This is a genomic window from Janthinobacterium goodfellowi, from assembly GCF_051380695.1.
Classification (GTDB): domain Bacteria; phylum Pseudomonadota; class Gammaproteobacteria; order Burkholderiales; family Burkholderiaceae_D; genus Janthinobacterium.
On record NZ_JBNYXN010000004.1, the window covers coordinates 316,784 to 340,572 of the forward strand.

The following is a 23,789-nucleotide window of genomic DNA, read 5'->3' on the forward strand; positions in this document are numbered from 1 at the left end:
ATGGTCGTTATTCGTTTAGCTCGTGGAGGCGCCAAGAAGCGCCCGTTCTTCAACATCGTCGCTACTGATTCGCGCAATCGCCGCGATGGTCGCTTCATTGAGCGTATCGGTTTTTACAACCCGATGGCGCAAGGTGGCGAAGTTCCACTGCGTATCACCGCAGACCGTCTGGCCTACTGGCAAGGCGTTGGCGCACAATTGTCGCCAACCGTTGCTCGCCTGGTAGCCAGCAACAACAAAGCAGCAGCTTAATTAGATCACTGGTTTGACGGTCAAGACTGCATCCGGGGTGAAAGTCCCCGATGACCTGGTACAGGTAGGCTATGTCTCCGGTGCTTATGGCATTGCTGGCGGGGTCAGGATCACTCCTTTCTCCGACGATGCGGATGCATTATTAAGCGTCAAAACCTGGTGGATTGATAAACCGACCTTGCATGATGTTCAAGTCAGGCAAGCGAAGTTACACGGCGGCGACGTCGTGGCCCAGCTGGTGGGTGTGGTCGGGCGGGATGCCGCAGAAGCGCTGAAAGGCGTCTCTGTGCAAATTCCGCGTAGCCATTTCCCGACGCTGTCGGCCGATGAATTTTATTGGTCCGATCTGATCGGACTGACAGTCGAGAATTTGCAAGGCGAGTGCCTCGGCACAGTGCACGACATGATGAGCAATGGTCCGCAGTCGATCTTGCGCGTTACGCCCGTTGCCAGTGCAGATGAGACCGTTGAAAAGGCGCCTGAGCGCCTGATCCCGTTTGTTGGCCAGTTTGTCATTAACGTTGACAAGGCTGCCAGCAAGATCACGGTCGACTGGGGCCTCGATTATTAAACCGCCTGCGCATAACTTTGCGCCGGGCAAACGTTGCAGGATGGTGAACGATGCAATTTGATGTCGTGACCCTGTTCCCGGAAATGTTTGCCGCGCTGACGCAGTCGGGTGTGACCCGGCGCGCCTTCGAGCAGGGGAAGTGTGGCTTGTCCTTGTGGAATCCCCGTGATTTCACGACCGACAATCACCGCACCGTGGATGACCGCCCGTATGGCGGCGGCCCCGGCATGGTGATGATGGCCCGTCCCCTCGAAGCGACAATTAATGCCGCGAAGCAACGCCAGACCGAACTGGGACTGGCGGCGCCCCGCGTGGTGTTCATGTCGCCGCAAGGCCGTCCGCTGACGCACGCGCGCGTCACGCAGCTGAAAGCCGAACCTGGTTTGGTGATCCTGTGCGGCCGCTATGAAGCCGTGGACCAGCGGTTGCTGGACCGTTGCGTCGACGAAGAGATCAGTGTCGGCGATTTCGTTTTGTCGGGCGGTGAATTGCCTGCCATGGCGCTGATGGATGCGGTGATCCGTTTGTTGCCCGGTGTCTTGAACACGGAGGCATCGGCCATCGAGGACAGCTTCGTCAATGGCTTGCTCGATTCGCCGCACTACACGCGGCCGGAAACATACGAAGGCATGGCCGTGCCGCCCGTCTTGATGGGTGGCAATCATGCCGAGATCGTCAAGTGGCGCCGCCAGCGCATGCTGGAAGCGACCGCGACAAAGCGGCCTGACCTGCTGGTCAGTGCGCGCGCCGCCGGCTTGCTCAGCAAGACCGACGAAAAATTCTTGGCCAGCCTGTAAGCCGTCTCCGGACGGCCGGCAGGGTGGCCAGTAGTGCCGGGCATGTTGCCCATATTGTGTTACCCATCCTCTACCGGGCGGATACTTGCTATCCACAGTGCGCCGGCATGATGGTTTTCGGAGTGTTAAAAATGGACTTGATTCAACAATTAGAGCAGGAAGAAATTGCTCGTCTGGGTAAAACCATTCCTGAATTCGCACCAGGCGATACCGTTATCGTCAGCGTCAACGTAGTCGAAGGTACGCGCAAGCGCGCCCAGGCTTACGAAGGCGTCGTTATCTCCCGTCGTAACCGTGGCCTGAACTCGAACTTCATCGTTCGTAAGATCTCGTCCGGCGAAGGCGTCGAGCGTACGTTCCAACTGTACTCGCCGCTGATCGCTTCGATCGAAGTGAAACGCCGTGGTGATGTTCGCCGCGCCAAGCTGTACTATCTGCGTGAGCGTTCGGGTAAATCGGCGCGTATCAAAGAAAAATTGCCAAACCGCCGCGTTGTGGCGAAAGCAAGCGCGTAATATCAGCGTCTGCGTTGGGAAAAGGGGTGCCGGTTATGGTGCCCCTTTTTTTATTCTGTATTGCTAATGGGACAAGCTGCCATGGCCACCATCGCATTTGATCCAAAACAACTCGCCATCGATTCGATCGCCGGCGAGGCGGCGCTGGACGCCGTGCGCCTGACGCCGGACTGGCTGCGCCAGCGCCTAGCCGAACAGCCTGACTGGCAGCCCGAGATTACCCAGGATTTCCTCTCCGCCCGCGCCGTGCCCGTGCGCGCCGCCGTGCTCATTCCGCTGGTGCAACGGCCGCAGGGCTTGACCATCTTGCTGACCATGCGCACGGACCACCTGAGCAGCCATGCGGGCCAGGTCAGCTTTCCCGGCGGTCGCAGCGAGCCGTTCGATGGCTCGCCCATCGCCACGGCCCTGCGCGAGACGGAAGAAGAAGTGGGCCTGGCGCGCGAGCACATTGAAGTGCTGGGCTGCCTGCCCGACTACCTGACGGGTACCGGTTACCAGGTCACGCCCGTGGTGGGCCTGGTGACGCCGCCGTTCGAACTGCGCGCCGACCCGTCCGAAGTGGCGGAAATCTTCGAAGTGCCGCTGGCCTTCCTCATGGATGGCCTCAACCATCAGCGCCTGTCGGTGGAATTGCCGGGCGGACGGCGCTCGTTCTACGCCATGCCGTACGAGCGCTTCTACATTTGGGGCGCCACGGCCGGCATGCTGCGCAATCTGTTTCACCTGCTGCGCGCGTAAAATGGCGCCGCGCACGTAATAAGTTTGATTCCAGCACGGCACTGCGCTATCGTAGCGGGCATTGCGGTATTGCTGAAAAAGACAAAAAGGACGTTTGATGACATTTCTCTCCATACTTTGCGCATTGCTGATCGAGCAGCTCAAACCTTTGCGCGCGGACAATCCGATCTACGCCGAAATCAAGAGCCTGGCAATGCGCATGGAGACCTGGTTCAATGCAGGCCACGCCAACCATGGCCGCATGGGCTGGTTCCTCATGATCGGCGCGCTGATGGTGCCGACGGCGGGCGTGTACTGGATCTTGCTCCACTACCAGCTGACCCTGCTGGCCTTTGCCTGGAATGTCCTCATCGTCTACCTGACCCTGGGCTTTCGCCATTACAGCCATTACTTCACTTCCATCCAGCTGGCCTTGAGCGCCGGCGACGAAGCGACGGCCCGCACCTTGCTGGCCGACTGGACCAAGCTCGACACGGTGGGCATGGAAGCGAGCGAAATCGCCCGCATCGCCGTGGAAAAAGCCCTGATCACCACGCACCGCAATGTGTTTGGCGTGTTCTTCTGGTTCCTGATGCCGCTGGGCCCTGCCTGCGCCGTGATGTACCGCGTGGCCGAATACCTGGCGCGCGCCTGGAACGAGCCCGAGCACATGCGCAATGAAGCGTTCGGCCAGTTCGCCGCGCGCGCCTTTTACTGGATCGACTGGATCCCCGTGCGCCTGACGGCCGTGGCGTTTGCCGTGGTCGGCAATTTCGAGGACGCCATCTACGCCTGGCGCAATTTCGCCCAGCGCTGGCAGGACGAGTCCATCGGCATCATCCTGACGGCCGGCGGCGGCGCCATGGGCGTACGCCTGGGCACGCCGGCGGAAACGGCGGCCCGCGTGCTCGTCACGCCCGACATGGCCGTCGACGACAGCGACAGCGAAAGCGATATCCTGCCTGGCGAAGAGCCGGGCGCGCGCGCCTTGCAGAGCACGGTCGGCCTCGTGTGGCGCGCCTTGCTGCTGTGGATGCTGTTGCTGCTGTTGATGTCGGGCGCCGTTTTCCTCGGCTGATGCGGGCGCACACGCGCCATCCATGCGCCTTGCGCGTGGAACAAGGTTAAAATAGGGGCTGGCGCGCAAGGCGTGCCGGCCCCTGTTTGCATCGTCAGGGCAGATCGAGGTAGAACCCAAGTCTTCTATAAGATATAATACTGGCTTACCGCAGCAAACGTAGTTGACTACCAGCCCGGCTTACCCGCCGGGGCCATTCACGCAATCCAGTCCCGACAAGCCACATGGCCGAGTTATCTCAAAAAACAGGGGAACTCTCAGACGAGTTCTTCATCCTTGGTCTCACCAGCAATGGCAAGCAATTCCGACCCAGCGATTGGGCCGAGCGCCTTTGCGGAGTGATGTCCTGTTTCAATCCCGACGGCGGCGGGCGCAATGCGCACCTCCAGTATTCGCCGTACGTGCGCCCGACCGTCGTCAACGGCGTCAAGTCGGTGGTGGTCAACACCAAACTGCGCGAGATCGAGCCGATGGCGTTTCACTTCGTGCGCGAATTTGCCAAGGATAACGACCTGCAGATCGTCGAAGCCTGCTTCCTGCCGCCCCCCGAAGAAAAGTAAGACCGTTTCAATTGATTTGCCTCAAACCCGCCACGGCGGGCTGGCGTAGCGTGGGCACTCTGCCTCAAACGGAGCGGCGACATGCGCATCGGCGACATCTGTACCCTGCACACCATCCATTGCCAGCGTGACACCAGCGTGCAAGACGCCGCGCTGCTGATGCGCCAGCACCACGTGGGCGACCTGATCGTGGCCGAACAGCCGAACGGCGAGCGCGTCCCCATCGGCATCCTCACCGACCGCGACATCGTCATTTCCGTCATCGCCCTCGGTCTCGACCCCGCCAGCCTGCTGGTGGGCGACATCATGAGCGCGCAGCTGCTCACCGCCAGCGAAGACGAAGACGTCTACGACATCATCGAACGCATGCGCGTCAACGGCATCCGCCGCTTGCCTGTGGTCAATAGCCTGGGCGCGCTCTCCGGCGTCGTCAGCATCGACGACTTGCTCGCCTTCCTGGCCCAGGAAATGGCCGAGCTGGCGCGCATCAGCAGCGGCCAGCTGGTGCACGAAAAGCGCACCAGAAAGTAAGCGCGTATTGCGCAATTCCGGTCAAGCCACGGCTTGCTGAAAATGCTACAGTCGCTGCTCGTTCAACGGGAAGCGTTCATGCACTATCTGGCCAAGGCACTCTGGTATATCGAATCGCATTTTGCGGACGATCTCTCGCTCGGCGATATCGCCCAGGTGGGTGGCGCTTCGCCCTGCCACCTGACGCGCGCGTTCGGCCTGGCCACGGGCCACTCCGTGATGCGCTATGTGCGGGCGCGCCGGCTCAGTGTCGCGGCGCGCGCGCTGGCGCAGGGCGCGCAAGACATCTTTGCCGTCGCCCTGGAGGCCGGCTACAGTTCCCATGAAGCCTTTACGCGGGCCTTCCGCGACCAGTTCCACATCACGCCGGAAAAGGTGCGGGCCCAGCGCCATATCGCCAACCTGGCGCTGGTGGAAGCCATCAAAATGGATGTGGCGCCGGGCGTGCCTTTGGCGCCGCCCCGTTTCGAGCAGGGCCCCGCCTTGCTGGTGGCGGGCCTCGTCGAACGGTATTGCGCGGAAACGTCTGCCGGCATTCCCGCCCTGTGGCAGCGCTTCCTGCCCCATGTGGCGCCCGGCCAGCTCGTGTATGGCGTGTGCTGCAACAATGACGACGCGGGCAATTTCGATTACCTGTGCGCCATGCCGGTCAGCGATTTTTCACAGTCGCCCGATGGCTGGACGCGGCTGCGCATCGCGCCGCAGCGCTATGCCGTGTTTCATCACCGGGGCCACATTTCCACCATCCGCGCCACCTGGCATACGGTGTGGAACGAGTGGCTGCCGCAGTCCGGCCTGGAAGTGGCCGATGCGCCCGATTTTGAACGCTACGACCGGCAATTCGATCCCGCCAGCGGTAGTGGCGGCGTGGAAATCTGGCTTCCCTTGAAAGCATGAGCATGCTCCATACCTTGTCTGCGCCAGCTGCCGGCAGTACCGCGCTGCGCCGTCGCCTGTTGCAAATTGCCGCCGCCCTGGCGGCGGGGCTGCCCCTGTACTGGGTGCTGGGGCCTCAGCCGCTGGGCCCGCTGGCCTGGTGCGCGCCACTGCCCGTGCTGTGGCTGGCCTTGCGCTCGTCGCGCCGCGATGCGGCCTGGATGACCTTCCTGGCGGCCGTGCTGGGCCTGTCATCCAACTTCAGTTATTTTCGTCTGCTCATGCCCTTGCCGGCCGTGCTGGCCGTGACCGTCGTCAAGGCGCTGTTGTGGCTGCTGGTGGTGCTGGCCACGCGGCGCCTCGTGCTGCGCTACCGGGCGTCGTGGACGGTGCTGGCGTATCCCGTGCTGTGGGTGGCCATCGATACCCTGATGGCGGCCTTGCTGCCGGACGGTAACTGGGGCAGCCTTGCGTATTCGCAAGCCGATAACCTTGCCGTGCTGCAGGTGGCGGCCCTGGCGGGCGTGCCTGGCCTGCTGTTCTTGCTGTGCCTGGCGCCGTCCGCGCTGGCCTTGCTGCTGGCCGGCGGGCGCGCGTATGCGCCAGCGGCGGGCGCGGTCGTTTTGCTGCTGGCGGCCGCTTTCGCCGGCGGCGCCTGGCGCGTGCACGGCGCACCAGGAACAGGCGGGCCGCTGGCCGGGCTGGCGGCCATCGACGACTTCATCGGCCCGGCCACGCCGCCGGCACGCGCGCAAGCCATCTGGGACCAGTACGCGCGCCATGTCGAACAGCTGGCCGGGCAGGGCGCCCGGCTGGTGCTGTTGCCGGAAAAGATAGCCGTGCTGGCGCCCGCGCAGGCGGATGTAGTGCGGCAGCGTTTCCAGGCGCTGGCGCGCGGCACGGGCACATGGATCGTCCTGGGGATCGGCGTGCAGGACGCTGCCGGCCGGCGCAACCTGGCCTGGCTGTTTGCTCCCGATGGCGCCGCGCCCGTCAGCTATCAGAAACATCATCTGGCGCCGCCCGAGCGCGATTTTCTTGCCGGCAGGGCATATGCCGTGCAGCCAGTGGCGGGGCAAGCCATGGGCCTGGCCATCTGCAAGGACATGCATTTCGCGCCCCTGGGACAGGCGTATGGCGCGGCCGGGGCGCAGGTCATGCTGGTGCCGGCCTGGGATTTCCAGCTGGACGGTTGGATGGGGGCGCGCCTGACCGCGGTGCGGGGCGTGGAAAATGGTTATGCGGTGCTGCGCGCGGCGCGCGAGGGCGTACTGACCGTCAGCGATGCGTATGGCCGCGTGCTGGCGGAGCGGGCCAGCAGCGCCATGCCGGGCAGCACCTTGCTGGCGCCGTTGCCGGCACACCCGCCCGTCGCCACCTGGGCTGGAAGGCTGGGGCCGCTGTTCGGCTGGCTGTGCGTGGCCCTGGGCGCGATACTGCTGTGCGCGGGACGCCGCGCAGCGCCCGCTGCCTGACGGGAAATGTCAGGTTTTGCTGCAATGCGCAAAACCGCATTGCGCCGTCTTTTTTAATATTGTCCCGATGCGGACATATAATCGCCGCCGATTAATTCACCATTGCGGTGCATATATAGGCGGTGCTGCCGGTATATATATTGCACTGCAATAAGTGGTGTTATCTGGTATTCGTGAAATGGGTCGATTGGTATTAATTGGTACTTAATTCGGCCACGAAGTCATACATATCGCCGCGGAAGTAGGAGCGGCAAAATTCCACGGCGCGGCCATCGCGCAAAAAGCCCAGTCTTTCCACCGACAAACCCGCGTCGCCTTCCTCCGCCTGCAGCAGGCTGGCCTGCTCCCCCGTCAGCAATAAGGCACTGAGCCGCTGCAAGGCGCGAACGGGCCGGTTGCCCGCCTGTTCCAGCGCGTCATACATGGACACGTCGACGGCGTCGAGCGCCGGCAGGCAGCTGGCGACGATGGTCGCGTATTCCAGGCACATCGGCACTTCGTCCGCATAGCGGATGCGGTGGAAGCGGTACACGGGCGCGCCCGGCGACAGCCGCAGGCGCAAGGCTTCTTCCGGCGTGACGGTGCCCTCTGCGCGCTTGAGCCACACGCTGCGCGGCGTGCGCCCGCGCGCCCGCATGTCCTCGGAAAACGAGGTCAGCTTGGCGAAGTTTTTCTCGATGCGCGTATTGATGAAATTGCCCGAGCCGGGGCGGCGCACCAGCAAGCCTTCGTTGACGAGGCCATCGATGGCCTTGCGCACGGTGATGCGCGAGACGGCCAGGTCGCTGGCCAGCTGGCGCTCGGCCGGCAGGGCTTCGTCGGGGCCGAGGATGCGCTTGTCGATCGCTTCGCGCAGCGCGCGCTGCAGTTGCTGGTACAGGGGCAGGCTACTCGTCTGCCCCAGGCCTTGCATGATGTGAGCCAGGGTTGTCATACGCTGAGGGTCTCCGTTACGGCGCGTTGCAGACGCGCTCTGTATCTGTTTTGTGTCGCTGGATAATACCAAAAAAGACCGTTATAAAACCAATTTGAATTGTCAGGCCGGCAATTTATACCTGCCCTCGCTCGTATTTTGCCCGGTCGTACGGGCTACAGATTGATTCAGCTGAAGTGGTCTGTGTGATTCAAACAACGTTATAAAAAAAAAGTTGCAACTGGTAGTATTCTGGTATTGGATAGTAGTATATTGGCGTTGAATTGGTTTTGTAAGTGGTTGTGCCGAAGGGTCTGCAGCATGCCGGCGAGAGTGGGCGGGCTGGAAAGAAGACCTACGTTAAAAATGAAAAGGCTCCAATCCTGGAGCCTAAATCAAGGGGGAGTACATGAAACGCAATTTGACACCTGCAGCTGCCGTCGTGAAATCCGGTTCGCGTAGCCGTACGCCGATCGCTACGGCCGTTGCCGTGATGGTCGCCGGTCTGGCTTTTTCGGCGCAGGCGCAGGAAGCACCCGCCGACGACGTGGCCACCGTGGTGACGGTGACCGGCGTGCGTGCCTCGCTGGAAAAATCGCTGAAGCAAAAACGTAATGCGGATTCCGTGGTGGAAGTGGTAACGGCCGAAGATATCGGCAAGATGCCGGACCGTAACGTGGCTGACGCGATCCAGCGCCTGCCAGGTGTGAATACCCAATCGTCGGCCGGTGGCGAAGGCGGCTTCGGCGAAAACGACCGCGTCAGCCTGCGCGGCACCAGCCCCAGCTTCCAGCAAACCCTGTTCAACGGCCATGCCATCAGCACAGGCGACTGGTTTGTCTTGAACCAATTTGGCGGCAACGTCGGCCGCAGCAGCAGCTTCTCCCTGCTGCCATCGGAGTTGGTGAGCTCCGTTGTCGTGCACAAGAGCGCCACGGCGGACCTGCCTGAAGGCGGCGTCTCGGGCGTGATCGACGTGATTACCCGCCGTCCGCTGGAATTCAAGAACCAGATCACGGCCGAAGGCTCGATCCAGGCTTTCCATAATGACCTGGCCGGCAAGACGGACCCGCAGTTCTCCGGCCTGGTGAACTGGAAGAATGACACGAATACCCTGGGCATCATGGTGCAGGGTTTCTCGCAAAAATCGACCGTGCGCCGCGATGGCCAGGAAATCCTCGGCTACACGCCGATCTCCGCTACCAGCAATGCGGCCTTGGCCCATCCTGAACTGGCCGGCGTAAAAGTGCCGACCTTTATCGGCGCCAGCCTGTTCGAGCAAAAGAAAACCCGCGAAGGCGGCGCATTCGACATCGAATTCAAGCCCAGCAAGGACCTGACCCTGGACGTGAACGGCTTCTATTCGCAACTGAAGGCACCGCATCAAAACACCAACTGGCTGGCTGCACCGGCCAACTCGGTGAACAGTACCAACGATAAAGGTGTCTCGACCGGTCAGGTGCCGACCAACTACACGGTCAAGAATGGCACGCTGACAGGCGCTACCTTCGCAAAAAACTCTGGTGAAGTCGATAATATCTACCGTCCTGATGCTGGCGGCGAATCGTACTACCTCGATTTCAACTTCAAATACCGCGCCACCAAGGACCTGACCCTGACCGGCAAGCTGGGCAAGACCCATGGCGTCGGCTATGACCGCGACGATGTGTACTACCAGAACAACGTCGATGGCGGCATGGTGTATCAATTGAACGGCATGAGCCCGGCCAGTGTTTCCTATCCGGGTGGCACCACCACCAAGCCAGGCTCGACGGCATGGGCCGGCGGCGGCGAATCGCGTTCCGTCGACCAGGAAAAATATGCGCAGATCGATGCGGAGCTGCGCCTGTCGTCGGGTATCTGGGATTCCGTCAAGTTCGGTGGCCGTTTGACCGATCACAAGCGCGATGCCGAGCATCCGTTTGAAACCCGTCCGGGCGACCTGGGCTTCTCCAATCCGGGCCCCGTGTGGAATGGCACGATGTACCCGAGCGACTTCGCCAGCAACCTGGGCGGCAACCTGTCGAGCAACTACTTCAAGTACGACGGTTCGGCACTGGGTGCGTGGGGCGCGGCATCGGGTAACCGCCTGTTCGACTACGTGCGTCGCCATAACTGGACCGACGAATTCAAGCTGAAGGAAAAAACCTCGGCAATCTATGCCATGGCCAACCTGACGGGCGACAACTGGAGCGGCAACTTCGGCCTGCGCGCCGTTCACACCAAGCAGTCGACCCTGGTGAACCAGGCCGGCGGCCCGATCACCGGTTCCGACTGGGGTGCGTATTCGCAGCATCTGTATGAGCGCAGCTACAACGATTTCTTGCCTAGCGCCAACATCAAGTTCGATGTGCGCAACGACCTGGTCGTGCGCGCCGCCGTGGCCCGCACCATCGCCCGTCCCGACTACAGCGCGCTGGGTGGTTCGGTATCGCTGAACGACGATGCATTGAGCGGCAGCGGCGGCAACGTCAACCTCAATCCGGTGAAGTCGGATAACGCCGAAGTCAGCGCCGAATGGTATTTCGCACCGAAGTCGGCCTTCTCGGTGGGCTTGTTCTACATGGACCTGAAATCGGTCGTGTCGAACGGTACCGTCAACGCTACCTACTTCAACAGCAAGCGCAATGCCAACGCCGTGTACCAGATCACGTCGCCATTCAATACCAGCGGCAAGAACAAGGGCGCTGAGTTCAGCTATCAGCAACCGCTGTTCGGCGACTTCGGCATCTTGGCCAACTACACCTATGCCGATGGCAAGCTGGACAACGGTGACGAACTGGTCAACGCATCGCGCAGCACGTACAACCTGACGGCCTTCTACGAAGCCAATGCCCTCAGCGCACGCCTGGCCTACAACTACCGTTCGTCCTACAAGGCGGGCGTGGATCGTGGCGCCAGCCAGCACGTCGAAGGCGCGGGCGGCCTGGCCGGTTCGCTCAACTACAAGATCAACGAACACTTCACGGTCACGTTCGATGCGCTTAACCTGACGAATACGACCATCAAGATGTACGCTGAAAACCGCGATCAGCCGCGCGCGTTCTATAGCAATGGCCGTACCTTCTACCTGGGCCTGCGCGCCAAACTGTAAGCAAGACGATCTGGCCTGATGCGCACGCGTCTGGCCGGGTCTTCCTCGGTCTTTTCAAGGCAAGTTCCTGTTTCGGGAGCTTGCCTTTTTTTTCGGCGCCATGGCCGGGCGCCTGCCGTCTGTACTCATATAAAACCGTCCAGCCGTCAGGCGGGCATACCTATAATCGAGGAGTCTATGAACAGCCGTTTGCATCCCGTATTACATCCCATCGCTGCCGCAGCCGCTTTGCTGTCCATGAGCATGGCGGCCCAGGCGCAGCAAGCCCCCATGCAGGAGGTGGTCGTGACCGGCATCCGCGCCTCGCTGGAGCAGTCGCTGAGCCAGAAACGCAACAGCGATTCCGTGATCGACGTCGTCAGCGCGGAAGACATCGGCAAGTTGCCCGACAAGAACGTGGCTGACGCCGTGCAGCGCGTGCCTGGCGTCAACATTTCCTCGTCGGCCGGCGGCGAAGGCGGCTTCTCGGAAAATGACCGTGTGAGCATCCGCGGCACCAGCCCCAGCCTGACGCAAACGCTGATCAACGGCCACGCCGTGGGCACGGGCGACTGGTTTGTCACGGACCAGGTGGGCACCGTGGGGCGCAGTGTCAGCTTTGCCTTGCTGCCGTCGGAAATCGTCAGCCGCGTCACCGTGCAAAAGAGCGCGCAGGCGGACCTGGTGGAAGGCGGCGTGGCCGGCTCCATCAATATCGAGACGCGCAAGCCCCTTAGTTTCAAGCAGCCGTTCACAGCCGAGCTGGCCGTGCAAGCCATCTACGCGGACTTGCCGGGCAAGACCGATCCGCAGATGAATGCCCTGTTTAACTGGAAGAACGAAGCGAAGACCATGGGCGTGCTGTTCCAGGTGTTTTCCGAGAAGCGCCACGAACGCCGCGACGGGCAGGAATTCTTCGGCTATGGCGCCATCGACGCCAATAGCCCGGCTGCGCAAAAGCATCCGGAACTGGCCGGCGTGCTGGCGCCGCTGGGCATCAACTCGGCCCTGTTCGAACAGGTACGCAAGCGGCAGGGCGGCAGCCTCGACCTGCAATTCAAGCCGACGTCTGATTTGATGCTGGACGTCAACGGCTTCTATTCCAAGCTGGACGCGGCCAATTACAACCGCAGCTTTTATAACCAGCCCGGCGCCAACCTGAATGCCGTCGACAATGACGGCAAGCATGTGGGCGTGATTCCCAGCGCGTTTACCGTCAAGAACAATACCCTGGTGGCGGCCGATTTTCCCGCGTCGCAGTTTCCTGCCGCCAATGCCACCACGCCCTACAACGGCCAGCTGTATCCGGCCCTGGTGGACCAGATCTACCGCCCCGGTTCGAACTCGTCGACCGCCTACATCGACTTCAACGGCAGCTACCGCGCCAGCGAGCGCCTGCGCATCACTGGCAGCCTCGGCTACACGCGCGGCATAGGCGAAACACCCGTCGACCTCGGCTATGAGGCGGGCTTGACGGGCGTGGGCGTGTCGTACCAGCTGAACGGCCTGTCGCCGGCCAGGCTGAATTTCCCGGGTCTCGACATTTCCAGGTTATCGAATGCGGTAACGGCATCGGCCTGGGGTTCCCACGTGGAAACCCTGGATACGGAAAAATACGGCCAGGCCGATGGCGAGCTGAGCATGGATTACGGCGTGCTGGAATCGCTGAAGTTCGGCGCCCGTTACGCGGAACACCACCGCAATGTGTCGTGGCCGGAAAACCGCAGCTGCGCCGTGTGCGACGGCACGACGAATGCGCCCTTGCCGAAGTGGAATGGGGGCACCTACCCGGGCGACTATGGCAAGGGCCTGGGCGGCAATGCGCAGGGACGCTACTGGCAGCTCGATCCGGCCGATCTGGTGGCGTGGGCCAACAAGTACGACAATACGGGCGGCCCGAATTCGCGCAACTGGCCGGCCGAACTGGACGTAAAGGAAAAGGATAGCGCTGCCTACATCATGGCCAACCTGGCAGGCAACAAATGGCGCGGCAACGTGGGCGTACGCGTGGTGCGCACGCAGCAGACGACGGTGACGAACGTGCCGGGCGGCGAGAACCCGATCGGTCAGGAAAACATCTTTGGCACCTACACGCCCACCGTCGTCAAGCACAGCTACACGGATGTGCTGCCGAGCGCGAACATCAAGTTTGACCTGAGCAAGGACCTGGTGGCCCGCGCGGCGGTGGCGAAAACCATGGCGCGCGCCGACTATAGCGCCCTGGTGGGCGCCGTCAACCTGAACGATCAGTTGCTGACAGGCACGGGTGGCAATCCGGATTTGAAACCGATACGCTCGACCAACTACGACGCCACCCTGGAATGGTATTTCGCGCCGAAAGCCATGCTCTCCGTGGGGGCCTTCTATATGGACATGAAATCGTACGTGACGTTTGGTACGGCGCCCGTGAGCTACTACAATAATACCTTCAAGAAATTCAACACCTATGTGATCCAGTCGCCGACGAATATCGGCGCCAAGAACAAGGGTGTGGAACTCAGTTACCAGCAGGGCTTGTGGGGCGGTTTCGGCGTGGTGGGCAATTACACCTATACGAATGGCAAGGCCGACGATGGCGCCGCCGTGGTGGGCAGCTCGCGCGGCACCTACAACCTGGAAGGCTATTACGAGGACGAGCGCCTGAGCGCGCGCCTGGCGTACACCTACCGTTCCAGCTTCCTGGCCGGCCTGTTCAGCAGCTCGCCCCAGTACGTGCATGGCGTGGGCAACCTTGCCGCCTCGCTCAACTACAAGATCGACGAGCGCTATTCGCTGACCTTCGACGTGCTGAACCTGAATAATCCGGTGCTCAAGTATTACGGCGCCAACCAGGATCAGCCAACGGCCTTGTATTCGAATGGCCGCCAGTTTTACTTTGGCCTGCGCGCCAAGTTGTAGTGGATAAGGCCTGAGCAAACCTGCCGCGTGGCGGTTTGTTCAGGCGCCGTCATTTTTCAGGCCTTCCGCCACAAGCAGTGGGCCTGCTTTTTTTTATTTGGAATTGTTGGACATGACTATTGCACCTCAGCGCTACCTCGCCCTCGACGTCCTGCGCGGTCTGACCGTCGCCCTGATGATCGTCGTTAATACACCGGGCGACTGGGGCAGCGTGTATGCGCCGTTCCTGCATGCCGAATGGCATGGATTTACCCTCACGGACCTGGTCTTTCCCAGCTTTTTGTTTGTCGTCGGCAATGCGCTGGCCTTTGCGCTGGGCAAGTATGAACACCTGGCACACGGCGCCGTGCTGGCCCGGCTGTGCAAGCGCAGCGCGCTGATCTTTCTATTGGGATTTTTGCTGTACTGGTTCCCCTTCTTCAAGATCGACGACGCGGGCCAGTTCGCCTGGTCGCCGCTGTCACACACGCGCATTCCCGGCGTGCTGCAGCGCATCGCCGTGTGCTACCTGGCCGCCGCCCTGATCCTGCACTACGGGAAGACGCGCGGCGCGCTGGTCTTCAGCGCCTGCGCCTTGCTCGGTTACTGGGCCATCCTGGCGACTTGGGGCGACTACAGCCTGCAGGGCAATGCGCCGGCCAAGCTCGATCTGTTCCTGCTGGGCGACAGCCATTTGTACCACGGCGAAGGCATCGCCTTCGACCCGGAAGGCGTGCTCGGCACCTTGCCGGCCATCGTCAATGTGATTGCCGGCTACCTGGCGGGCAGCTTCGTGCGCCAGGCAGCGCCGGCGCGGCTGCGCTCCAGCCTGGCTCAACTGGCCGTGGCCGGCGTCATCTGCGTGGCCGTGGCCCTGTGCTGGAATGAAGTGTTTCCGATCAATAAGAAGCTGTGGAGCAGCTCTTATGCGATGCTCGGTATCGGCCTGGACTTGCTGCTGCTGGCGCTGCTGATGTTCATCATCGACGTGCGCAAGAGCACGGGCTGGACGTATTTTTTTGAAGTCTTCGGCAAGAACACCCTGTTCATCTACCTGGTGTCGGAAGTGCTGGTGATCATCGCGTTTACCGTGCGCATCAGCGGCGGCAATCTGTACCAGTGGCTATACCAGCACTGGTTTACGGGCTGGGCGCCGGCGCGCGTGGGCTCGCTGCTGTTTGCCGTCAGCTTCATGCTGCTGTGCTGGCTGATCGCCTATGGCATGGACAAGCGCAAGATCTATATCAAGGTCTAGAATTTCAATTTCAGCCCGTACCGCGTCGCCAGCGCGGTCAACAGCAGCATCAGGGTGGTGACGGCGGCGGCATTCCACAGGCCGGCCGCGCCGCCCGTGGCCAGATACGGCCACCAGAAGCGCGGCAGGTGCAGCACGGCCGCCAGCTGCTGCCACAGGTCGGGCACGATGTAGGCGAACAGGGCATTGGTGCCGGCAGGCACGAGCACCATCGCCCAGGCGCGCCAGCGCCACACGTCGATGACGATATAAAACACGAGGAACAGCGCCAGGATGAGGGCGCTGCACACGAGTGTGTAGGATTCCGTCGCCGCGATCTTGTTGATGTGGTGATACGGCCGCAGCAGCAGGCCGGCCGCCAGCAGGCCCAGCGCGAACCATGCCATGAAGCGGATGCGCTGCCCATGGTTCAGGGCGGCGCCGCGCAGGAACAGCTGGCCCACCAGGGTGCCGGCCAGTACATTGGCGGCCGTCGACCCGAGCACTTGCGGCACGTTGACGAAGGCGTTGATGCTTGCCGGCAGGAAATCGAGGCTGCCCGCCGTGCCGCCCATGTACAGCACGAGCAGCAGGGCAAACATGCCCATCAGGGCCGTGCCGCTGCCCCGGCACGCCAGGTACAGCAGGCTGCACAGCAGGTAGGACCAGCCTATCATGCCGAGGATGCCCCACCACGACGGCTGCAGCCAGGTGCTGGAAAATTCGCTGTTCAGCTCTCCGCGGAACGCCGCCAGCAGGAACAGCATCAGCGCGCCGCCCGCCGCCAGCTCCAGCTTGCCCGCGCCCTGGCGCCACAGCAAGATCATGGCCACGTAAAACAGCAGGAAATACAGGGCCTGCGGCAGCGGCGCCGCCTGCGCATCGTAGCGGTAGGCATTGGCCAGCACCACGCCGGCCAGCATCAGGCTGGCGGAGCGCCACAGCAGGCGTCCCAGCAGGGCGGGCGTGACGTGGCCGCAATGGCGCTGCAAGGCCAGCGGTATGGCCATGCCGACCATGAACAGGAAGCCGGGAAAGACCAGGTCGGGCAGGGTGATGCCATCGGCGCGGGGCCCCGCGTGTTCGAGCCAGTGGGGGATGGCTGGCATGCCGGCCAGATAGTTGACCCAGATCATGACGACGATCACGCAGCCGCGGAACGCGTCCAGGCTGGTCAAACGTTCAGGTACAGCTGCGGGGGCGGTGGCTGGCGGCATGGATGAATGAAAAAGGTCGAAAAAAAAAGCAGCCCCGGCGTGAGCCGGGAACTGCCTTGCGCATGCTGGCGAGAACAGGAATTACTGTGCCGCTGCTGCCGGTGCCGCCGTTGCCGTGGCAGGACGGTTCAGCCACAGGATCCAGTAGCGGGCCAGGTCGCCCACGCCGTCGCCGCCCTTGACGGTTTCCAGGACCTTGATGGCGTCATCTTTCTTGCCGGCCATGGCGTAGGAATAACCGAGGCGCAGCTTGGCGTCTTCAGGACGCTTCAGGCCGCCCTTGGCGATGCCTTTCTGGATCAGGTCGATACCTTTGTCGAACTGGTCCATCGTCACGAAGGCGTAGCCCAGGTTGATCAAGCCCGTGCCATCCTTGCTCTTCATGGCCGACGCTTCGCCGCTGGCAATGTTTTTCGCATCGTCGGCGGCAGCCTTGTTGGCCTGGTCGCGCAGTTTCTTGTGCTTGGCGGCATTTGCGCCCGTGCCCAGCACGCCTTTGGCAAAGCCGGCGTCCAGCACTTTTTTCGCTTCCGTCGGGAAGGCGTTCTGCAAGGCGATTTCAGCCATGTCGCTGTAATCTTGCGGCGGCATGGTGCCCACGGCCTTGAATTGCAGGCGCAGCACGTCGAGCGCGAAGCGGTCGGAATAGCCGGCCTTGCCTTGCGTGCGGCTCAGCAGATCGCTCCAGTAGTCATCCGACGGGTAGTAGCGCACCAGATTTTCCATGGCGACCAGGTAGGTGGCCGGGTCCTTGCTTTTCGAACCCGTATTGGCCAGCAATTGCAGTTCTTCGATGGTCGGCGTCTTGCCCGCTTGCTGCTTGGCCGTCAGGTCGGCCATCAGTTCCTGTTTCGCGCGCGCGAAATCATTGCTGAAGTAGTAGGCGCGGATGATGTACGGGCGCACGCTGGCCACGTCGCCAGTTTCCGTCTGGTAACGGGTGAACCATTTGATGGCGTTCGGATAGTCCTTGGCGTTGTAGTGGTAGTTGGCCAGCGCCTGGATGAAGTCGCCCTGGGCTTTCTTGTCCAGCTTGCCCGATTCGATGACCGCTTCCAGCGCCGTCATCGCCATCGGCGCATTGTTGGTGGTCGACGCCAGCGCCACGCGCAGGCGGTTCAGCACGAACAATTCGTAGGGCGTCAGGGCGGGAATGGCGGCGGTCTGGTCGATGCGGCTTTGCACGTCGGCGTAGTTTTTCGCATCCATCGAGGCCTTCACGGCGGCCGGATCGAGCAGTTTGAACACTTCAGGACGCACCGAGTCGGCCGGGGCGGCCGCGGGCGCACCGGCGGCTGCGGCCGGCTTGGCATCCTGCGCGTGCGACAGGGCAGGCAGGACGTTCAGGCCGATGGCGGCCAGGAGCAGGCTAAGGCGTGCAAGACGGAATTGGGACATGGTCAATCCTTCAATCAATAACAAAAATACGCTCCGGTACTGGTTGCCGCAACAGCGTGTGGCGGCATTTGCCGGGGGCAGGGAATCTTAAAAAACACGTATTCTGCCATCCTGACCGCACAAGTCAAAGGGCGGCAGCATGGTAAACAACGGCTATTGTCACATAAACGGCTGGGCTGGAGCGCCAAACGTGCGCGCCAGGGCTTGCCCTTTGGCATCGAACAGCAGGCAGCGCTGCGGCGGCAGATGCAGGCGCATGGCGTCGCCCGCCTGGCGCAAGCCAGCCTCGGCCGGCAGCTTGACGGCCAGCATCTCGGTCACGCCCGGCATGCTGGCGTAGACGATGGCCACGTCGCCCAGGTATTCGACGTGGCTGACGGCCGCGTCGACGACGTTGTTTCCCGCATGGCCGCCCGCCGACTCGCCGTCCTGCAGGCTGACATGTTCGGCCCGCACGCCCAGGGTCAGCCGGTCGCCCGGCGCCACGCTCTCGCCCTGCGCTTCGACGTCGATCACGGCGCCGCCGGGCAGGCGCACGGCCACCGAGCCGGGGCCGCAGGCGACGGCCTCGCAAGCGATGAAGTTCATCTTCGGCGCGCCGAGGAAGCCGGCCACGAACAGGTTGCCGGGATTGTTGTACAGCGCGTGCGGGCTGCCCACCTGCTCGATGCGCCCGCCGTTGAAGACGACGATGCGCTCGCCCAGGGTCATTGCTTCGACCTGGTCGTGCGTGACGTAGATCATGGTGGTTTTCAGTTCCTGGTGCAGGCGCGAGATTTCCACGCGCATCTGCACGCGCAGCGAGGCATCGAGGTTCGACAGCGGTTCGTCGAACAGGAAGACCTTGGGCTTGCGCACGATGGCGCGGCCGATGGCCACGCGCTGGCGCTGGCCGCCCGACAGGTCCTTCGGCTTGCGTTTCAACAGTGGCGTGATCTGCAGGATCTCGGCCGCGCGCTCGACGGCGGCGCGCACCTCGGCCTTTTTATGTCCGGCCAGGGAGAGGGCGAAGGCCATGTTCTCGTACACCGTCATGTGCGGATACAGGGCGTAGCTCTGGAAGACCATGGCCAGGCCCCGTTCGGCCGGCGCGATATCGTTGGCCAGCTGGCCGCCGATATGCAGTTCGCCGTCCGTGATGTCTTCCAGCCCGGCGATCATGCGCAGCAGGGTCGATTTGCCGCAGCCGGACGGCCCCACGAAGACGACGAATTCGCCGTCGCGGATATCGAGGTCGATGCCGTGGATGACGGGGTGCTTGTCGTCGTACAGCTTGACGATATTCTTTAAAACGATGTGTGCCATGGGGTGTGCGATTCCTAGCTGGCGCTGGCCGGCGCGGACGTGGCGCCGGCGTTAGACGGGTCGGAGGTATCCTTCGGGCCGATGCGCATGAAGCGCGACAGGATCAGTACGGGCACGGCCGACACCAGCACCCACAGGAAAAAGGTCTTGTAGCCGAGCGCCGTCTGGATGTCGCCGCTGATCATCTTGAACAGCACGAAGCCCAGCTGCATCACGCCGGTGGCGAACGCGTAGTGGGCCGTCTGGTACTTGCCGACGGAAACCACCTGCATCATGAACAGGATCAGGCCGACGAAGCCGAAGCCATAGCCGAACATCTCCACGCTGAGCGCGGCCGTGATCAGGGTCAAATCGGTCGGCATGCTGTGGCTCAGGTAGTAGAACACCAGGTTCGGCAAATTCATGGCCAGGATCAGGAAGAACATGGCGCGCTTGAGGCCCAGCCACGACGTGAAGTAGCCGCCGCCTATGCTGCCCAGCAAAAAGGCCACGGTGCCGGCCGTGCCGTACACGGCGCCCACTTCCGTCGTCGACAGGCCCAGGCCGCCCAGTTCGCGCGCTTCGCGCAGGAACAGCGGGCCGATGGTCTGCACTTGCGCCTCGCCCGCGCGGAACAGGATGATGAAGGCGATCATGCCCCAGATGCCGGGCTTTTTCAGGAAGTCCACCAGCACGTCCCACAGCGTGCGGCTGATGCCCGCCACACTCTTGTCGGCCACGGCCGCATTGCGCACCTGCGGCAGCGCCCACAGGTGGTAGGCGGCCAGCGACAGCATCATGGCGCCGATGATCAGGAAGATGACCGACCAGGCGGGCTGGATGCCGATTTTTTTCTCCAGGTAGCCGGCCAGGATCACCAGGCCGCCCAGCGAGATGAACTTGCCCGCGTTGAAGAAGGCGCCTTGCCAGCCCGCGTAGGCCGCCTGCTGCTTGTCCGACAGGCTGGCGATGTACAGGCCGTCGCAGACGATGTCGTGCGTGGACGAGGCCAGCGCGGCGACGAACAGCACGGCGACGCAGGCGGCAAACCACAGCGGCGTCTGCAGGGCCAGCGCGATCAGGCCCAGGCTCAGGCCGCCGAGGAACTGGAACAGCACCACCATGGTCTTCTTGCTCGACGCCAGCTCCAGGAAGGGACTCCACAGCGACTTGAAGACCCAGGCAAAGCCGATCAGGCCCGTCCAGCGGGCGATCTGGTCGTTCGGCACGCCCATGCTCTTGAACATCAGGCCGGCCACCAGGGCCACGGCGTAGAACGGCAATCCCTGGGCAAAGTACAAGGTGGGCACCCAGGTGATCGGGCTGCGTGTGTTGATGCTGGTGCTGATGCGCGTGTCGTGCATGGAGGCTTCCTTATCGAGAGACGTTTTCATTTGACTGCGCCGTCCATGCCGCGCATGAAGAAGCGTTGGGTAAACAGGAAGGCGAGCAGGGTCGGCACGATGGTGATCAAGGTGCCGGCCGCGATCACGCGCGTGCTGCTGCCGAAGGTGCCGCGCAAATACAGCACGCCCACCGACAGGGGGAATTCATCGGGCTTGCTCATGACGATGGAAGGCCAGATGTATTCGTTCCACGATTCGACGGCCGTCAGGATGCCGACGGTGGCCAGCCAGGGCGTAATCAGCGGCAGCATGATGCGGCTGAAGATCACCCACTCGGACGCGCCATCGACGCGCGCCGCGTCGATCAGGTCTTGCGGCACTTCCTCGAACGCCTGCTTGAGCAGCAAGATGGCCACGGCCGTCACCACGTTGGGCAGGATCACGCCCGTGTAGGTGTCGACCAGGCTCATTTGCGTGATGGTGATGAAGTTGACGAGGAAATTCACCTCGGACGGCAGCACCAGGGTGGCCAGGATCAGGCCGAACACGAGTTTGCGGCCACGGAATTTCAGACGCGCCAGCGGATACGCGGCCAGTGCACACAGCAGCAGTTTCCAGAACACGGTAAACACGGCGATCAGCACGGAGTTCTTGAAGAACGACCAGATGGGAATCGCATTGAACACTTCGACGAAGTTCTCAAAGGACGGCGCCTTGGGCCAGAAGGTGGGCGGGAAGGCGAAGATATTGCCTTCCGTGGAAATGGCCGTCACGAGGGTCCACCAGAACGGGAAGACGCAGACGACGGCGATCGCGCACAGCACGGCATAGTGGCCCAGTATGTGCAGGCGCGTTTTCAGGGGGCGGGAACGTTTTTGCATGGTCTTGTCCCGCTCAGCGGTGCTTGGGTTTGAGGTAGCGCAGGCACAGCAGGGCGATGGCTATGCAAAACAGCGAGACGACGAAGCTGGCGGCCAGCGCGCGCGGCAGCTTCAGGTGTTTGAGGCCCTGGTCATAGGCGTAGTACAGCGCCGTGAAGGTGGAATTCATCGGGCCGCCCTGGGTCAGCACGTCGACTTCCTGGTACGCCTTCAGGGCCGCCAGCACGGACAGGATGGAGCACAGCATGATGGTCGGGCGCAGCATCGGCACGGTGATCTTCCAGAAGCGCTGCCAGCGGTTGGCGCCATCGAGCATGGCCGCTTCCTGCATGTCCGACGGAATCGATTGCAGGGCCGCCAGGTACATCACCATGTACCAGCCCAGGCCGCGCCACAGGGTGACGAACATGACGGCAAACAGGGCCAGGCTGTCGTTCGTCAGCCAGCCCACGGGCGCGTTCACCAGTTTTAACGTCATCATCACGTAATTGAGCGCGCCCTGTTCGTGGAACATGAAGCCCCACATGATGCCGACGACGGACACGGTGGTCACGACGGGCACGTAGAAGGCGGCGCGAAACAAACGGATGCCGGGCAGGCGGTTGTTCACCAGCACGGCGAGAGTGATGGCGCCCACCTGCACGAAGGGCACCATCAGCAAAAACATCAGCGAATTCTTCAGGCCCGAGACGAACATCTCGTTGTTGAAGATGTAGCGGAAGTTATCGAGGCCGACGAAGCGCGTCTCGCGTATCAGGCTGTAGTCGGTGAAGGCCAGCACGGAGCCGTAGCCGACGGGCCAGAAGGAAAAGGCGGCCAGCAGCAGCAGGGCCGGGGCGAGGAACAGCCAGGCTTGCAGGGTGTGGCGGTGGGCGAGTTTCATGGTGTCCTTAGTGACGCGGCAGGGTGGCCAGCTTGCGGTTCCAGATGGCGACGGCCTGGTCCAGCGCCTGCTTGACGTCCTGCTTGCCCGTCACGCCCGCCTCGACGGCCTTCACCAGCGAGCGGCGCAGCTCGTCGTAGTCGTCGATGCCGGCCACGTACAGCGTGCGCGAGTGGCCCATCGACAGGGCGCCGGCGGCCACCGCCTTTTCGGCCGCGCCCGCTTTTTTCGGCGTGGCGAGGAAGAACGGATCGGCCGCCGCCTTGACGGTGGTGGGGAAGACGCTGGCCTGGCGCGCGAAGGCCAGCTGGTTTTCGTCGTTCGTCAGGAAGCGCGCGAACTTGCCCACCGAGGGCAGCTGGCGCGCCGGCACGCCTTTCGGGATGGCGAAGTGCACCAGCCAGCCGCCGTCGGCGATGCCGGTGGGGCCCAGCGGCGCGGGCGCCACGTCGGTGATGGCGTAGATATCCTTCGCGTCGCCGCGGATGCGCTGCATGGCCGTGGGCGGCGCCAGCAGCATGCCCAGGCGGCCGCCCTTGTAGGCGTCGATCACGGCCGGGAAATTGTCTTCGGCGAACAGGCTTTCCTTCAGCAGGCCGCCGACCTTGTAGGTATCGGCCAGTTTCTGCACCAGCGCCACGTGCTGCGGCGAATTGAAGACGGCGCGGTTGTCCGTGATGACGGCCAGGCCCTGCTGCATGAACAGGCCATCGATTTTCGAGAGGGCCGGGGCGATGCCGGCCTTGCCCGTGCGTTGCGCGATCTGGCGCGCGAACGCCAGTTGTTCATCGAGGCTGGAGGGGCCGCGCGTGAGCCCGGCCTGCTTGAAAATGGCGGTATTGAAGGCGATCACCGCGACATTGCTGTACATGGGAAAACCGTAGGTGCGGCCCTTGAAGCGCAAGTCGTCCAGGGCGCTGGGAATGTAGCTGGCGCGCGCTGGCGCGATCAGGCCATCGACGGGTGTGAGCAAGCCGTCGCGCGCAAATTCGTCGGCCCAGGGCACGTTCAGGCTGACCAGCGCGGGCGGCGTGCCGGCCACGATGCGCGTGACCAGCTTGGTCTGAATGACGTCCCACGGGAAGTCGATCCATTCGATCCTGACGCCGGGATTCTGCGCCTCATAGCGCGCCACCACCGCATTGAAATACGGCGTGAACTTGGGCTTCATGCTGAAGGTCCAGAATTCGATTTTCTCGGCAGCCCATGCCTGCGGCGCGAGCAGGCCCGCGCAGGCAAACACTGCCAACAGTCTCTTGATCGTCATTTTTATCCTGGAGCGTGGCGCTCCAATGTCCATGAGTCCGC

21 protein-coding genes are annotated in these 23,789 nt (G+C 62.6%); 13 read left to right on the forward strand and 8 right to left on the reverse strand.

Annotation, left to right across the window (positions count from 1 at the left end):
• The 10 genes from rpsP (at position 1) to ACQ4WQ_RS17395 (ending at position 7,375) form a co-directional block, all read left to right on the forward strand.
• Entirely contained in the window at positions 1-252 is a 252-nt protein-coding gene (gene rpsP, locus ACQ4WQ_RS17350; protein WP_010395524.1) for a 30S ribosomal protein S16, read from the forward strand.
• A 13-nt stretch (positions 253-265) separates the two neighbouring features.
• Positions 266-823, forward strand: coding sequence for a ribosome maturation factor RimM (gene rimM, locus ACQ4WQ_RS17355; protein ID WP_436498715.1), 558 nt, complete (start codon positions 266-268; stop codon positions 821-823).
• A 50-nt stretch (positions 824-873) separates the two neighbouring features.
• The gene (gene trmD / locus ACQ4WQ_RS17360) at positions 874-1,620 is read left to right on the forward strand and encodes a tRNA (guanosine(37)-N1)-methyltransferase TrmD (RefSeq protein WP_436498717.1); all 747 of its coding nucleotides are present in this window, start codon (positions 874-876) and stop codon (positions 1,618-1,620) included.
• Positions 1,621-1,751: 131 nt separating this feature from the next.
• A complete protein-coding gene (gene rplS / locus ACQ4WQ_RS17365) occupies positions 1,752-2,135 on the forward strand; it encodes a 50S ribosomal protein L19 (protein ID WP_010395528.1) in 384 nt (127 codons plus the stop codon).
• A gap of 81 nt (positions 2,136-2,216) precedes the next feature.
• Positions 2,217-2,876: a CoA pyrophosphatase gene (locus tag ACQ4WQ_RS17370; RefSeq protein ID WP_436498719.1), complete on the forward strand. Its 660-nt coding sequence runs from the start codon at positions 2,217-2,219 to the stop codon at positions 2,874-2,876.
• Between the two features lie 97 nt (positions 2,877-2,973).
• Positions 2,974-3,933 carry a CobD/CbiB family protein gene (locus ACQ4WQ_RS17375; protein WP_326459616.1) on the forward strand — a complete coding sequence of 320 codons (960 nt, stop codon included), beginning with the start codon at positions 2,974-2,976 and terminating at the stop codon, positions 3,931-3,933.
• Positions 3,934-4,157: 224 nt separating this feature from the next.
• Positions 4,158-4,493 carry a DUF3579 domain-containing protein gene (locus tag ACQ4WQ_RS17380; RefSeq protein ID WP_070221850.1) on the forward strand — a complete coding sequence of 112 codons (336 nt, stop codon included), beginning with the start codon at positions 4,158-4,160 and terminating at the stop codon, positions 4,491-4,493.
• Positions 4,494-4,574: 81 nt separating this feature from the next.
• The gene (locus ACQ4WQ_RS17385; RefSeq protein ID WP_070221849.1) at positions 4,575-5,024 is read left to right on the forward strand and encodes a CBS domain-containing protein; all 450 of its coding nucleotides are present in this window, start codon (positions 4,575-4,577) and stop codon (positions 5,022-5,024) included.
• A 78-nt stretch (positions 5,025-5,102) separates the two neighbouring features.
• Complete coding sequence (locus ACQ4WQ_RS17390; protein ID WP_436498722.1) at positions 5,103-5,921, forward strand: AraC family transcriptional regulator; 819 nt, start codon at positions 5,103-5,105, stop codon at positions 5,919-5,921.
• Positions 5,918-7,375, forward strand: coding sequence for a nitrilase-related carbon-nitrogen hydrolase (locus ACQ4WQ_RS17395; RefSeq protein ID WP_436498724.1), 1,458 nt, complete (start codon positions 5,918-5,920; stop codon positions 7,373-7,375). The genes ACQ4WQ_RS17390 and ACQ4WQ_RS17395 overlap by 4 nt, the downstream gene beginning before the upstream one ends.
• Before the next feature lie 193 nt (positions 7,376-7,568).
• Here ACQ4WQ_RS17395 and ACQ4WQ_RS17400 read toward each other — a convergent pair whose 3' ends face one another.
• Positions 7,569-8,309, reverse strand: coding sequence for a GntR family transcriptional regulator (locus ACQ4WQ_RS17400; protein WP_034759852.1), 741 nt, complete (start codon positions 8,307-8,309; stop codon positions 7,569-7,571).
• A 388-nt stretch (positions 8,310-8,697) separates the two neighbouring features.
• Between ACQ4WQ_RS17400 and ACQ4WQ_RS17405 the strand changes: the two genes are divergently transcribed.
• From ACQ4WQ_RS17405 to ACQ4WQ_RS17415, 3 genes are all read left to right on the forward strand, one after another.
• Positions 8,698-11,382, forward strand: coding sequence for a TonB-dependent receptor (locus ACQ4WQ_RS17405; protein ID WP_436498726.1), 2,685 nt, complete (start codon positions 8,698-8,700; stop codon positions 11,380-11,382).
• 177 nt (positions 11,383-11,559) lie between these two features.
• Positions 11,560-14,259 (forward strand): TonB-dependent receptor, encoded by a 2,700-nt coding sequence (locus tag ACQ4WQ_RS17410; protein WP_436498728.1) that lies wholly within the window; start codon positions 11,560-11,562, stop codon positions 14,257-14,259.
• A gap of 112 nt (positions 14,260-14,371) precedes the next feature.
• Positions 14,372-15,493 (forward strand): acyltransferase family protein, encoded by a 1,122-nt coding sequence (locus tag ACQ4WQ_RS17415; protein ID WP_436498730.1) that lies wholly within the window; start codon positions 14,372-14,374, stop codon positions 15,491-15,493.
• Here the strand turns inward: ACQ4WQ_RS17415 and ACQ4WQ_RS17420 are convergent.
• From ACQ4WQ_RS17420 to ACQ4WQ_RS17450, 7 genes are all read right to left on the reverse strand, one after another.
• On the reverse strand, positions 15,490-16,689 hold the full coding sequence (locus ACQ4WQ_RS17420) for a DUF5009 domain-containing protein (RefSeq protein ID WP_436498732.1): 1,200 nt from the start codon (positions 16,687-16,689) through the stop codon (positions 15,490-15,492). The two genes, ACQ4WQ_RS17415 and ACQ4WQ_RS17420, sit on opposite strands and share 4 nt — an antisense overlap.
• Positions 16,690-16,770: 81 nt before the next feature.
• Positions 16,771-18,087 carry a tetratricopeptide repeat protein gene (locus ACQ4WQ_RS17425; protein WP_436498734.1) on the reverse strand — a complete coding sequence of 439 codons (1,317 nt, stop codon included), beginning with the start codon at positions 18,085-18,087 and terminating at the stop codon, positions 16,771-16,773.
• Positions 18,088-18,246: 159 nt separating this feature from the next.
• Positions 18,247-19,392, reverse strand: a complete 1,146-nt coding sequence (locus tag ACQ4WQ_RS17430; protein WP_436498736.1) for an ABC transporter ATP-binding protein — start codon at positions 19,390-19,392, stop codon at positions 18,247-18,249.
• A gap of 14 nt (positions 19,393-19,406) precedes the next feature.
• Positions 19,407-20,735: an MFS transporter gene (locus ACQ4WQ_RS17435; protein ID WP_436498738.1), complete on the reverse strand. Its 1,329-nt coding sequence runs from the start codon at positions 20,733-20,735 to the stop codon at positions 19,407-19,409.
• A gap of 26 nt (positions 20,736-20,761) precedes the next feature.
• Complete coding sequence (locus ACQ4WQ_RS17440; RefSeq protein WP_436498740.1) at positions 20,762-21,598, reverse strand: carbohydrate ABC transporter permease; 837 nt, start codon at positions 21,596-21,598, stop codon at positions 20,762-20,764.
• A gap of 13 nt (positions 21,599-21,611) precedes the next feature.
• Positions 21,612-22,481 (reverse strand): carbohydrate ABC transporter permease, encoded by an 870-nt coding sequence (locus tag ACQ4WQ_RS17445; RefSeq protein WP_326459604.1) that lies wholly within the window; start codon positions 22,479-22,481, stop codon positions 21,612-21,614.
• Between the two features lie 7 nt (positions 22,482-22,488).
• Positions 22,489-23,748, reverse strand: coding sequence for an ABC transporter substrate-binding protein (locus tag ACQ4WQ_RS17450; RefSeq protein WP_436498742.1), 1,260 nt, complete (start codon positions 23,746-23,748; stop codon positions 22,489-22,491).
• Positions 23,749-23,789: the final 41 nt, after the last annotated feature.